The sequence below is a fragment of the Nocardia sp. XZ_19_231 genome (assembly GCF_015355705.1).
In the GTDB taxonomy this organism is placed as follows: domain Bacteria; phylum Actinomycetota; class Actinomycetes; order Mycobacteriales; family Mycobacteriaceae; genus Nocardia; species Nocardia salmonicida.
In genome coordinates, this window is record NZ_JACUZI010000011.1 from 159,050 (window position 1) to 172,211 (window position 13,162).

A 13,162-nucleotide genomic window follows, 5' to 3' on the forward strand; every position below is an offset into this window, starting at 1 on the left:
AGTTCACCCACCCACTCCCCAGCGGTGGCGCACAGCATTACACGGGGGTACGACATGTGTTCGCGAAATCGGTGCAGGTCACCTCACGTTGTCCGGCCCGCCCTCAGAAGAGCGTCATCGGTTCATCGGGCTCGGGGACGGGCTGCGCGGGCAACTCGGGGACGATCGCGCGGACCTCGTCGTGGAAGCGGCGGGCCAATCCGCGGGCGGCGGCGTTGTCGGGAGTGTGCACGAAGACCGTGGGCGAGCGACCTTCGCGCAGCCATCCGGCGACGGTCTCGATCCACGGCTGCCAGCCCGCCACGGTGCGTTCGGCGTCGGCGCGGCCGTGGTATCGCACGATCGGGTACTCGGTCAACGCCCGCATCCGGCGCGGCACCCGAGGCTTCTTCGCCCTCGCCTCGTATTCCGACGGGTCGCCGGGTGGACCGTCGAATAGGACCGTCGTATCGAACGGCACCCATTCGGCCCCGATCCGCCCGAGCACCCGTTCCAGCTGTACCGCCGCCCGTTCGTCGTCGAAGAACGCCGGATGACGCACCTCCACAGCGCACCGCAGCCCACCGGGCAGCTCCCGCTGGAAGCGGGCGAGCGCGCCCAGATCGGTCGGCCCGAACGACGCGGGCAACTGGATCCACAGGGCGTGTACCCGTGGCCCGAGCGGCGCCATCACGTCGAGAAACGCGCTGAGTTCGGCACCGGCGTCGACGAGCCTGCGCTCGTGCGTCACCGCCCTCGGCGGTTTGAGCACGAACCGGAAATCAGGTGCGGTCTGCCCGGCCCACGACTCGACGGTGGACGCGGACGGCGTCGCGTAGAACGTGGTGTTGCCCTCGACCGCACCGCAGTGCCCGGCGTAAGCGCGCAGCCGCTCCCCCGACGCCGGCATCCGCTGCTGCCACTGGGGATGGGTCCACATCGCACACCCCATCCGCAGCTCACGCACAGGCCGACGGTAATACAGCGACCGGCCGCCCTTAAAATGAGACCGGTTGCCACCATTTCGCCCATGCACGGGTGGCGGGACCGGAAAGGGCCTGTGATGGCGATTCTCACCACCGAGCGGCCCAGTGCTGTCTCCGTCAGCCGCGCCTGGCTCGGCGTGTCCGCCGCCATGGTGGCGATCGCGTGGGGCGGCAACGAGTTCACACCGCTGCTGGTGATGTACAAGGCCCACGGTCTCGCGCTGACCGCCGTCGACCTGCTGCTGTTCTACTACGTCCTCGGTATCGTGCCCGCCCTGCTCATCGGCGGCCCGCTCTCGGACAGGTTCGGCCGCCGCCCGCTGATGCTGCCCGCACCGCTGATCGCCGCGGCCGGTTCGCTGCTGCTCGCGGTGGGCGCGGCCTCGGTGCCGATGCTGGCCGCCGGGCGGATGCTGTGCGGTGTCGCGCTCGGACTGGCGATGGCGGTCGGTGGCAGCTGGCTCAAGGAACTGTCGCAACCGCCGTTCGCCGCGGCCGCCACGGGCAAAGGGGCCCGTCGATCCGCGATGAGCCTGACCGCAGGCTTCGCCCTCGGCGCGGGTGTGGCGGGAACCCTCGCGCAGTGGGGTCCGCTGCCGGATTCGACCGCCTATCTCGTCAACGCGGCGCTCTGCGTCGCGACCGCGTTCTGGGTGGCTCGAACACCGGAAACCGTGACCCGCCGAGCGAGCCCGGGCAGGCTGCGCGACGACCTGAAGATCCCCGCCGCCGGGCACCGACGATTCCTGCGGGTGGCGGTGCCGATCGCACTGTGGTTGTTCACCGCCAACGCCACGGCCTACGCCGTCCTGCCGACCCTGATGTTGCCACGCGTGCAGCAGGCCCCGATCGCCTTCTCCGCCCTGGTCACCATGGTGACGCTCGGCTGCGGATTCACCATCCAATCGGCGGCGCGACGCATCGACCGCCCCGGCACCGCACGCGCGGGAGTGATCGCGCTGGTGCTGCTCACCACCGGCATGGTCCTGGCCGCGTGGACCGCGGCCACCCTGAGCATCTGGGTGACGCTACTGACCGCCGTCGTGCTCGGCAGCGGCTACGGCATCGGCCTCGTCGCCGGCCTGCAACAGATCGAACGCATCGCGGGCCCCGGCGATCTGGCCGGCCTGAACGCCGTCTTCTACTCGGTGAGCTACCTCGGCTTCGGCGTGCCCGCGGTCCTGTCGGCCCTGCACAGCAGTCTCGGTTTCGGCTACCCGGCCATGTACCTGGTCACCGCCGCGATCGCCGCGTGTTGCCTCGCGCTCGTGGCCGCGAATTACCGCGAACGGACCTGAGCGACAACCCTTCCGCCTTCGCGGCGCGTTACGGTGGATCGAGTGAGCGCCGACCCTGTTGAAACCCTCCGCCGCTGGCAGGATTCCGGCGCGATCTGGCGGGTCGTCGGGCGCGGACCGGACGCGGTGACCATCGCCCTCTACGAATGCACCGGTGGCCAGGAAGTAGACCGCTTCACCTCCACCGATCCTGCCCTGCTCCGGTTTCTCGGCGAACGCGCCACCAGCGAGGACTGACCCGCCCGTGGTGAACGGAGTTACGCTGGTTGGCGCTATCGCTTCACGCCCGCCGGCCGCACACGGCCGGGTCGCCCGGTGAGGAGAGACCGGGGTCGAGGTCAGCTGCAGAGCTGAGCGGCACCGAGCACAGGAGAGCGTATGTCAGGACGACGTTTTCGAGCAGGCCTCGCCGCCGCGCTCATGGTGCTGGTCGCGGGCTGCGGTAGCTCGCCCACCGACTCCGGGCCCGAATCCACCGCCCCACCGGCAGCGGCGATCTCGGTCGCACCGGTCGACGGCGCGACCGAGTTCGATCCGCTCGCTCCGGTCCGGGTCAGCACCAGCGACGGGCAACTCACCGCGGTGACGATGACCAACGAGCAGGGCGGCACGGTCGAGGGCATCCTCACCCCCGACCAGTCGGCCTGGAAGCCGTCGGAACCACTCGGCTACGGCCACACCTACACGGTCACGGCCGAGGCGGTCACCGTCACCGGTCGGGTCGGGCCGATCACCTCGTCGTTCACCACCCTGGCGCCCAACAACCAGACCAAGGTCTATTTCCGAACCACCGGCGGTACGGAACTCTCCCCATCGACCACCTTCGGCGTCGGCACCGTCGTCGTCGCACACTTCGACGAAGACGTGCCGGATCGCGCGACGGCAGAGAAGTACCTGTCGGTCACCACCGACCCGCCCGTCACCGGCTCCTGGTACTGGCTCGACAACCGCAACGCCCATTGGCGCCCCGCGAACTACTACGCGCCGGGTACGAAAGTCACACTCGCCGCCGACATCTACGGCAAAGACCTCGGTGGCGGCCTCTACGGCCAGGAAGACACCAGGACCAGCTTCACCATCGGCCCCTCGCACGTCTCGATCGTCGACGACAACGACAAGCAGGTACAGGTGTACGAGAACGGCACACTCATCAAGACGATGCCCACCTCACTGGGCATGGGCGGCAGCCAGACCGTCGCGGGCAAGACCATCACCTTCTGGACCCAGCCGGGGGTGTACACCGTGATGGACAAGGCGAACCCGGTGATCATGGATTCCTCCACCTACGGCCTGCCGGTGAACTCCCGGCTCGGCTACAAGGAATCCATCGGCTGGGCGACCAGGATCAGCACCGACGGCATCTATCTGCACCAACTCGACGACACAATCTGGGCGCAGGGCAACACCAACGTCTCACATGGCTGTCTCAATCTCAGCGGCGAGAACGCGCGTTGGTTCTACGATTTCTCCCAACCCGGCGACGTGGTCGACATCAGGAATACCGGCGGCGCGCCGCTCGAGGTGTGGCAGAACGGCGACTGGAGTGTGCCGTGGGAACAGTGGCAGGCAGGTAGCGCACTGCGGTGAACGGGGACAACGAATTTCCGGTGGGGGCGCCCCGGGAAACGACAGGGCGGGGACCACAGCGCGTCGGCAGGCGCATCGCCGACCACCGCGCGCCCCGTCGTGGACGCGCCCGCCGCGCCGGATTGATCATGGCCAGGATGCTCGTGGCGACGACCGCGCTGGCTGTGCTCGCGGGCACCGGCCTTGCCTGGTCGGCCAAGCAGGACTTCGATTCCGGCTTCACCCACTCCACCGCGATCGGTGATGATGCTCCGCGTTCCGGCGGCGGCGCCGTCAACATCCTGCTGATCGGCTTGGACACCCGCAAAGACCTCAACGGCAACGACCTGCCGAAAGAGATTCTCGACCAGCTGCACGCCGGTGACGGTACCGAGGGCGGCTACAACGCGAATTCGCTGATCCTGCTCCACATTCCGGCCGACGTGAGCAAGGTCGTTGCCTTCTCGATCCCGCGCGACGACTACGTACCGGTGACCGGTATCCCCGGGTACCAGCAGCTCAAGATCAAAGAGGCGTACGGCCTGAAAAAGGCCGCGGTACAAGCGAAGTTGATCGAACAGGGCGAGAAGGATCCGGTGGTGCTGGAGCGCCGCGGCCGCGAGGCCGGACGCGCGTCCATCGTCACCACTGTCCGCAATCTCGTCGGCGTGCCGATCGACCGCTTCGCCGAGATCTCCCTCGCGGGCTTCTACGACCTGGCCACCGCGATCGACGGCGTCGACGTCTGCCTCAACCACGCCGTCGACGACAGCGAGTTCTCCGGTGCGGTCTTCCCCGCGGGCAGGCAGCATCTCAACGGTTCGCAGGCCCTCGCGTTCGTTCGCCAACGCCACGGCCTGCTCAACGGCGACCTCGATCGCACCCACCGCCAGCAGGCGTTTCTCACCTCGGTCGCCAAGTCGCTCAAAGACTCTGGAACGCTCACCAACCTGAGCAAGCTCTCGGCGCTGATGGATGTGGCGCACCGCGATGTGGTGCTCTCCGACGGCTGGAACCTGTTCGACTTCGCCCGCGACCTCGGCGCCGCCGGGTCGGTGCCGGTGGAGTTCCGCACGCTGCCGGTGCTGCGCTACGACGTGATCGACGGTCAGGACGTGAACATCGTCGACCCAGCCGCGATCAAACGGGAGGTCCGGGCTGCTTTCGGCCAGGAAGTACCGAAAACCTCTACCGCGGCCCCGATTCCGACGAGCGTGGTGGATGTGCACAATGTGGGCTCGGCGAACGGTCAGGCCGCCGTGCTCTCGGCCGCGCTGACGACCCGCGGCTACGGTGCGGGCGTGATCGGCAACGGTGACTCGAGCGACGATCAGTATTCGACCGTCACCTACGGCCTCGGTGCCGAAGACGACGCTCGCGCGCTGGCGGAACTCCTCGGTGGACTACCGGTTTCGGCGTCGCCGTCGGTGGAGGACGGGCGGGTTCGGGTCGCACTCGGGGCCGACTTCACCCTGCCCACCGAGCTGAGCCCGACCACATCGACGACTACACCCCCGACCACCACCACGGCGTCCGGATCGACGCCACTGCCCGACGCGGGGAAACCGCTGTCCACCAATATCGACAGCACCATCCCCTGCGTCAACTGAGCTGCCCGGTGACACGTTCGGCCACCGGAATATCCAGTGGCCGAACGGTCCTCACTCCTCCGGAGCGTCCGGATATGCCTGCTGTCGGTACCCACCGCGCAGCGTGCCGTCCAGATACGCCGCCTTGCAGGCCCGTCGGGCGATCTTGCCGCTCGACGTCCGCGGAATCGACCCCGCGGGCACCAGCAACAGATCCCGCACCATCACCCCGTGCCTGCGCGCGATGGCCGCACGCACCGTATCCGTGATCGGCCCCGGCTCGAGTTTCGCCGCGCCCGTACCTCTTTCGGCGACGATCACCAATTGCTCCGCCGCCGGATCGGACACGGTCCCGGCCTCGAGCACCGGCGCGGGCAGTTGGCCCGCCTGCACCGAGAAGGCCGCGATGAAACCGGGCCGCAGGGCGGTGCTGGCTTCCTGCGCCGAGTACTCGAGATCCTGCGGATAGTGGTTACGCCCGTCGACGATCACCAAATCCTTCACGCGACCGGTGATGAACAGCTCGCCACCGTGATAGGCACCGTAATCACCGGTCCGCATCCACTTCGCGTCATCGGGCGCGCCCTCGGCGCGACTGCCGACCGGCATCCGCGCGACCACCCGGTTGTGGAAGGTTTCCTCGGTCTCCTCCGGCCGCCCCCAGTACCCGATGCCCATATTGTCACCGTGCAACCAGATCTCGCCGACCTCGCCGTCGCGGCGCTCGACCCCGGTGCCGGGATCGACGATCACCGCCCACTGTGACCGCGCGACGTGTCCGCACGACACCTGCGCCACCGCGTTCGCGGCATGCTCGTCGCACTCCACCATCCGGCCGTCGTTCAGTTGGCCACGATCGACGTAGACCACCCGTGCCTCGTCATCGCGCTTGGTCGCCGAGACGAACAGCGTTGCCTCGGCCATCCCGTAGCACGGCTTGATCGCGGTCTTGGACAGCCCGTACGGCGCGAAAGCCTCGTTGAACTTGCGCATCGAGGCCACCGACACCGGCTCACTGCCGTTGATCAGGCCGATCACATTCGACAGGTCGAGGCTCTCGTCGCCCTTGGGCAACCCGCGCATCGCCGCGTGTTCGAAGGCGAAGTTCGGTGCCGCCGAATAGATTTCGGCACCGTCGGCCTGTGCGGCCAGTTCCTTGATCCAGCGCGCCGGCCTGCGCACGAACGCGCTCGGCGACATGATGGTGATGAACTTGCCGCCGATGGTCGGCAGGATCACCGTGAGCAGCCCCATGTCGTGGAACAGCGGCAGCCAGGTGACCCCGCGCGCGTTCTCGGTGATCCCGATGGCATCGATCATCTGCAGCAGGTTGGTCCCCACCGAGCGGTGGGTGATCTCGACACCGGCGGGCACCCGAGTGGATCCGGAGGTGTACTGCAGGTAGGCCACGCTGTCGATATTGATGTCGGGCCTGCGCCAGCGCGTGCCGACGGTGTCGGGAATCGCCTCGACCGCGATGATTCTCGGCCGTTGCGCGGCGGGCTGTTCGCGGAAGAACTTGCGCACCCCCGCGGCCGCGCTGCCGACGGTGAGCACCGCGGCGGGTTCGCAGTCGCCGAGGACGGCATGAAGCCGGTCGCTGTGGCCCTGCTCCTCCGGATCGAACAGCGGCACAGCCACATTCCCCGCGTACACCGCCGCGAACAGCGCGACGACGTAGTCCAGCCCCTGCGGCGCCAGCACCGCCACCCGGTCACCGGGCTTCGTCACCTGCTGCAATCGCGCGGCCACCGCGCGCAGCCGCACGCCGAATTCGCGCCAGGTCAGTTCCTGGTATTCCCCCTCCCGTTCGGTTGAGTAGTCGATGAAGCGGTAGGCCAGGTCGTCCCCGTTGGCCTCGCTGTGCTTGTCGACGAAGTCGATCAAGGTCTGATCGCCGGGAATCCGGATAGTCCCCAGTTCGTCTACATAGTCGTCGAAAGTCTCGCCGATCATTCCCAATCCTTTTCAACGCACATTGACTCCGAACCCGCCACGGATAGGCGAATCGTCAATACCGCCCGAACGAGATCGCCACGTTGTGACCGCCGAAACCGAAGGAGTTGTTCACCGCGTAATCGATGCGGCCGCGCCGCGCCTGACCCGACACGACGTCCAAATCGATAGCGGGGTCCTGATTGTCCAGATTCAGAGTCGGCGGAACGATACTGTCGCGCACACTGAGCACGGTCAGTACCGATTCGAGCGCACCGACCGCGCCGATCGAATGCCCGAGTGCCGATTTCGGCGCGTACACCGAGGCGTGTGAGCCGATGGCCTTGGCGATCGCATTGGCCTCGGCGGTATCGCCGATCGGAGTCGCGGTGGCGTGGGCATTGATGTGCGTGACGTCGGTGCGGCTGATTCCGCCGGTCTGCATCGCCCGCGTCATCGCCCGCGCGGCGCCGGTGCCCTCGGGATCCGGTGCGACGAGGTGGAATCCGTCGGAGGTGACGCCCGCGCCGAGCAGGCGCGCGTGGATCGTCGCGCCACGCGCCTTGGCGTGTTCCTCGGTCTCGATCACCATCATCGCGCCTGCCTCGCCGAAGACGAACCCGTCGCGGTCCGCGTCGAAGGGACGCGAGGCCGCCTTGGGATCGTCGTTGCGGGTGCTCATGGCCCGCATCTGCGTGAACGCCGCGATCGGCACCGCCTGGATGGAGCCCTCGACACCGCCGGTGACCACGATGTCGGCATCGCCCATCACGATCATCCGCCACGCGTTGGCGATGGCCTCCGAGCCCGACGAGCAGGCCGAAACGGGAGTGGAAACCCCTGCGCGCGCACCCAATTCGATGCCGACGCAGGCCGCGGGGCCATTGGGCATGATGGCCTGCACGGTGAGCGGTGAGACCTTGCGGTAGCCGCCGTTGCGGAGCCGGTCGCGGGCGTAGATCAGCGATTCCGCGCCGCCGAGGCCGGTGCCGATCGAGACGCCGAGCCGGTCGCGGTCCACTTCGGGACTACCCGCGTTGCGCCACACCTCGCGACCGAGGACCACCGCCATCTGTTCGACGTAGGACAGTTTGCGCGCCTCTTCGCGGGTGAGCGAGAGGGTGGGCGACACTTTCAGGTGGCCGCCGATCCGCACCGGAAGTTCGAAGTCGTCGATGAAGGAGTCTTCCAAGACGTCGATTCCGCTCTCGCCGTTGAGCAGACCTTTCCAGGTCGAGTCGACGTCGCCCGCGATCGACGTGGTCGCCGCCAGGCTCGTGACCACGATGTCCGTCATAATTTTTCGCTCACTCTCTCTAGCTATGCCACGACTGAACGGGAACCGCTGATGGAGCTGAACTGGTGGAGCGTATATGCACACGACGCGACGCGCCCAAATTCCGAAACAGTGCCGAGGAGCACCGTGTCGTTTCCAGGCGCGATGCGCCGGGTCTATTGTGACGACGGGCAACACTACCGGACCGACGCAACTCTCGCTTTTCACTAACCGGAAAGGGCAACGAGCGTGGCCAGGAACCTTACCCAACTGGAACTACTGATCGAGCTGGAACCCATCGCCGCGAGCAATGTAAACCGCCATCTTTCGATGGCCAAGGACTGGCACCCGCACGATTATGTGCCGTGGGACCACGGCCGCAACTTCGCGGCCCTGGGCGGAATCGATTGGGACCCAGAACAATCCGCTCTCAGCGAACTCGCCAAGGCCGCGATGGTCACCAACCTGCTCACCGAGGACAACCTGCCCTCCTACCACCGTGAGATCGCCGAGAACTTCTCCAAGGACGGCGCCTGGGGCACCTGGGTGGGCCGCTGGACCGCCGAGGAGAACCGGCACGGGATCGTCCTGCGCGACTACCTCGTGGTGACCCGTGGGGTCGACCCGGTCGCTCTCGAACAGGCACGAATGATCCACATGACCAACGGATATTCGGCGATGGCCGTCGTGGACGACAAGGCGCCGGGCTTCGACATCCACACCTCGACCGGTGCCGGATTCTTGTTCTCCGTCGCCTATGTGACCTTCCAGGAACTGGCCACCAGGGTCAGCCACCGCAATACCGGTCGCGTCTGCGACGATCCGATCGCCGACCGCATGCTCGCCCGCATCGCCGCCGACGAGAACCTGCACATGATCTTCTATCGCAACCTGTGCGCCGCCTCGCTCGACCTGGCCCCCGACCAGACCATCGAGGCGATCAACACCATCGTGCAGAACTTCCAGATGCCCGGCGCGGGCATGCCGGGCTGGCGGCGCAACGGCGTGCTGATGGCCAAGCACGGCATCTACGACCTGCGCCAGCACCTGGAAGAAGTCCTGATGCCGGTGTTGCGTAAGTGGGAAATCTTCGAGCGCAACGATTTCGGCACGCGCGGCGAGCGTGCCCGCGAGGATCTGGCGGCATTCCTCGAGCGACTGCGCGGGGACGTCTTGCGCTTCGAGGAACAGCGGGATCGCTCACTCGCACGGGCGGCCGAGCGCCAGCGCGAAACGGTCTGATCGATCCGGCCCGGCCGCTACCGGGCCGGATCGCGGCGCGCGTCGTTCTTGTTGCGATACATCGCCGCGTCGGCCGCGTGTACCAATTCGTCTACGACGCCGGGCAATTGCTCGAAGAAGGCGACCCCGATGCTGGCGCCGACGGCGAGCGTGTGTCCGTCCACCGCCAGCGGCTCGGTCAGGGCGGTCAGCAGCTCGTCGGCCAGCTGCGCCAATTGCGCTTTACCGGAGCAGTTTTCGACCAGCACGAGGAACTCGTCACCGCCGATGCGGGCGGCGAACGCGTCGGCCGGGCGCACCGCGTCGCGCATCCGGTCGGCCACGACCTGGAGCACACGGTCCCCGATCGTGTGTCCCCACAGGTCGTTGATCTCCTTGAAGCCGTCCAGGTCGAGGTAGCAGACCCCGATCGGGGGTTTCGCGTCGGCGAGTCTGTTGAACAGGTGCGGGCGGTTCGGCAGGCCGGTGAGCGCGTCGTGATTGGCGTCGTGCCACAGGCGGTCGGCGAGTTGCTTGCGCTCGGTGACATCGACCGCGACGCCGATCAGGAACTCGATACCGCCGTCGGTGCCGCGCACCGCCGACATCGACAGGTCGATCGCGGTGACCCGGCCGTCGGTGTGCAGGTGCTCGGTCTCGGTGCGGAAGCTCTCGGACTCGCCCTCGACCATGTGCTGGAGTTGTTCGAAGGCGAAGTTCAGGTTGTGGGGGCCGAGGATATCGGCCACGGTCCGGCCCGGCATCGTCTCCGGGGTCCGGCCGAGCATATGGGCCATGGTGGCATTGCAGTTCACCACCTGACCGGACATGTCGACGGTGCCGATACCGACGAGAGCGCCGTCGAAAACCGCCTCGAATCGGGCTTCCGACAGCGCTCGGCGGTTCTCGGCTTGTTGAGCCGCGGCGAGCACGGCGGCCAGCGTGGCCTCCTGCTCGGCCAGCGCGGCGGCCCGCAGCGCCGCGGTGAAGCCTGCTGCGAAGTCGGCGGCCAGGCGGATCGCCCGGTCGCGGATCTGCGGCAGCGCGGGGTCGCCTGGGCCGTCGGCGGCGATCTCGACCAGATCGGCGCACATCACCGGTACCGAACGGCTGACCGCCGCCGGATCACGGTAGTTGGCGGCGACCAGCATTCGAGCGGCCCGGCGCGCGATATCGGGATCCTCCCCGCCGCGCGCCGCGTCGATCAGACCGGTACACAGGGCGGCCAGCATGTCCTCGATCTGGGAGCGGTTGAGGGTAGGAGCTACAACGCCGTCGAGGGCATCCGCCCACCGCTGCGCCAGCTCCCAGGACCCCACTGCATCATCCACCTGTCATCGTCTATCGCACCGCCATGTCAGACGGTCTACTTCTTGATCGCGACTCCACCCAGGCCGAGCGAACGGCCGGGCTTCTCGTGCTGATCACGCTCGGACTCGGGCCGCCACAGCGGCAGCTCGACAACGCCGGGCTCGACCGAATCCCATCCCTCGAACAGGGCGACGATCTGGTCCTTGGACCGGAAATGAATTCCGACCTTGGACTGGTTCACCGAGTGCGTACCCAGTTTACCGGCGTCATCAGGCCGAAGCTCGGACGTGAGATGTGAAATGGCTATGAAACTACCCGGTACCACAGCTTCGCGCAGCGCGGTCACCTTACCGAGCGGATCGTCGACGTCGGGCACCAGATGCAACACCGCGATCAACAGCAATCCCACCGGCTCGTCGAAGTCGATGAGCCCGGTCGCGCGCACGGCGTCGACCAGCTCGCCGGACTTGCGCAAGTCGGCTTCGATCGCGCCGGCACGTTCGTTGCCCTGCAAGATGGTTCGCGAATGGGCGACCGCCACCGGGTCGATATCGACGTAGAGCACCCGAGCCTCCGAGTCGAGCTCCTGCACGATCTCGTGCACATTGCCCGCGGTAGGAATGCCCGACCCGATGTCGAGGAACTGCCGGATCCCCGAGTCGAGCATGAAACGGACAGCACGGCGCAGGAAAGCGCGATTGCTCAGCGCCAGCCGAGGTAGGTCGGGGACGAGCTTGATCGCTGTCTCCGCGGCATCCCGGTCGACGGCGAAATTGTGCGAACCACCGAGCAAGGCGTCGTACATCCGAGCCGGGCTCGGATGCTGCATGTCGACACCCTCCGGCGCCCACAGTGGCCTGTCCATCGAAATCCCCTATCTGCCATACACCGACAGCGCCATCGCAACCCGCGATGGCGCCAGTCGCATAGTAAACGGCGTCACCGACATCGGCGCGACTATCGATTAGCGGGGGTCACTCACTACTTCTCTGTGCCGTACGGCTAGGCACGACAAACCGTCTGGAACCCAGGCATGCGCTACTTCTCTGTGCCGTACGGCTAGGCACGACAAACCGTCTGGAACCCAGGCATGCGCTACTTCTCTGTGCCGTACGGCTGGGCACGACAAACCGTCTGGAGCCCAGGCATGCGCTACTTCTCTGTGCCGTACGGCTGGGCCCACAGGGGGGCTACGTCCGGTGTCATCGTGGCGACTACCGGGATACCGGCAGCCAGGAAATTGTCCAGGGCTCGGCGCATGTGGTCAGCGGAGGTGATGAGGACGGCTTTGTGCACGCCGAGGGCTTCCATCATGCGCGCCGAGAACTCCGCGTTCTGCACCGTGGAACCGGCCTCGGTCTCGGCGTGCAGCCGGTGCCCGGCGATGCCGCGAACATTGAGCCAGTCGGCCATCACCTGAGCCTCGGTGACCCCGTTGCGCGGGTTTCCGCCGGTGACGATCACCGGAGACTCGGGTGACATGTAGGCCTGAATCAGGGCCGCGTGCAAGCGATTACCCAATTCCGCCCGCATCGTGCCGTCGGGCAGCAGCCCGTATCCGAGCACCACGATCGCCGTTTCGGGCCCGTAGGTGGCGGGCAGCTCGATGCCCGCTATGCCGGCGATCGAATCGACCGCACCGATCAGCGGGTCGGGCGCGGCGGCGGCAGATGGCGCGGCGGCGACGATCGTCGCGATCAGCGCGGCGGGCAGCACGAGCGCGGCCGCGCCACGACGCAGAGTCCGATGAGTGCTGAACCAGTCCATGGTGACCTCCCGAAGCGACGTCGGATAATCGTCGCTCACCAGGACTTCAGACATGGGGTTTTCTGAAATGTTGATGATTCGGATTGCGATCCTCGGCCCTGGGGCGTCCGGGAACGCAAAAAGGCCCTCCAACCGAAGTTGGAGGGCCTTTCGCAATGATGTTCCGGCAGTGTCCTACTCTCCCACACCCTGTCGAGTGCAGTACCATCGGCGCAGGTGGCCTTAGCTTCCGGG

The 13,162-nt window shown here is 67.0% G+C and carries 11 protein-coding genes; 5 read left to right on the forward strand and 6 right to left on the reverse strand.

What is annotated here, in order from left to right; all coding sequences use genetic code 11:
- Positions 1–103: 103 nt before the first annotated feature.
- Positions 104–946 carry a DUF72 domain-containing protein gene (locus IBJ82_RS31850; RefSeq protein WP_370585570.1) on the reverse strand — a complete coding sequence of 281 codons (843 nt, stop codon included), beginning with the start codon at positions 944–946 and terminating at the stop codon, positions 104–106.
- 96 nt (positions 947–1,042) lie between these two features.
- Between IBJ82_RS31850 and IBJ82_RS31855 the strand changes: the two genes are divergently transcribed.
- The 4 genes from IBJ82_RS31855 (at position 1,043) to IBJ82_RS31870 (ending at position 5,439) form a co-directional block, all read left to right on the forward strand.
- On the forward strand, positions 1,043–2,263 hold the full coding sequence (locus IBJ82_RS31855) for an MFS transporter (protein ID WP_194829670.1): 1,221 nt from the start codon (positions 1,043–1,045) through the stop codon (positions 2,261–2,263).
- Between the two features lie 42 nt (positions 2,264–2,305).
- Positions 2,306–2,500: a hypothetical protein gene (locus IBJ82_RS31860; RefSeq protein WP_194829671.1), complete on the forward strand. Its 195-nt coding sequence runs from the start codon at positions 2,306–2,308 to the stop codon at positions 2,498–2,500.
- 141 nt (positions 2,501–2,641) lie between these two features.
- Positions 2,642–3,850: an Ig-like domain-containing protein gene (locus tag IBJ82_RS31865; protein WP_194829672.1), complete on the forward strand. Its 1,209-nt coding sequence runs from the start codon at positions 2,642–2,644 to the stop codon at positions 3,848–3,850.
- A gap of 74 nt (positions 3,851–3,924) precedes the next feature.
- The gene (locus IBJ82_RS31870) at positions 3,925–5,439 is read left to right on the forward strand and encodes an LCP family protein (RefSeq protein WP_370585573.1); all 1,515 of its coding nucleotides are present in this window, start codon (positions 3,925–3,927) and stop codon (positions 5,437–5,439) included.
- Between the two features lie 51 nt (positions 5,440–5,490).
- On the opposite strand, the gene fadD32 is transcribed toward IBJ82_RS31870, so the two are convergent.
- Together fadD32 and IBJ82_RS31880 are read right to left on the reverse strand one after the other, a co-directional pair.
- Positions 5,491–7,371: a long-chain-fatty-acid--AMP ligase FadD32 gene (gene fadD32, locus IBJ82_RS31875; RefSeq protein WP_370585574.1), complete on the reverse strand. Its 1,881-nt coding sequence runs from the start codon at positions 7,369–7,371 to the stop codon at positions 5,491–5,493.
- 58 nt (positions 7,372–7,429) lie between these two features.
- Positions 7,430–8,677: a KasA/KasB family beta-ketoacyl-ACP synthase gene (locus tag IBJ82_RS31880; protein WP_255284545.1), complete on the reverse strand. Its 1,248-nt coding sequence runs from the start codon at positions 8,675–8,677 to the stop codon at positions 7,430–7,432.
- Between the two features lie 201 nt (positions 8,678–8,878).
- On the opposite strand from IBJ82_RS31880, the gene IBJ82_RS31885 reads away from it, so the two are divergent.
- Complete coding sequence (locus tag IBJ82_RS31885; protein ID WP_194829674.1) at positions 8,879–9,871, forward strand: acyl-ACP desaturase; 993 nt, start codon at positions 8,879–8,881, stop codon at positions 9,869–9,871.
- Positions 9,872–9,888: 17 nt separating this feature from the next.
- On the opposite strand, the gene IBJ82_RS31890 is transcribed toward IBJ82_RS31885, so the two are convergent.
- The 3 genes from IBJ82_RS31890 to IBJ82_RS31900 form a co-directional block, all read right to left on the reverse strand.
- Positions 9,889–11,181, reverse strand: a complete 1,293-nt coding sequence (locus IBJ82_RS31890) for a diguanylate cyclase domain-containing protein (protein WP_370585571.1) — start codon at positions 11,179–11,181, stop codon at positions 9,889–9,891.
- 35 nt (positions 11,182–11,216) lie between these two features.
- Positions 11,217–12,026: an SAM-dependent methyltransferase gene (locus tag IBJ82_RS31895; protein ID WP_194829675.1), complete on the reverse strand. Its 810-nt coding sequence runs from the start codon at positions 12,024–12,026 to the stop codon at positions 11,217–11,219.
- 287 nt (positions 12,027–12,313) lie between these two features.
- A complete protein-coding gene (locus tag IBJ82_RS31900; protein WP_228537954.1) occupies positions 12,314–12,982 on the reverse strand; it encodes a YdcF family protein in 669 nt (222 codons plus the stop codon).
- Positions 12,983–13,162 lie beyond the last annotated feature (180 nt).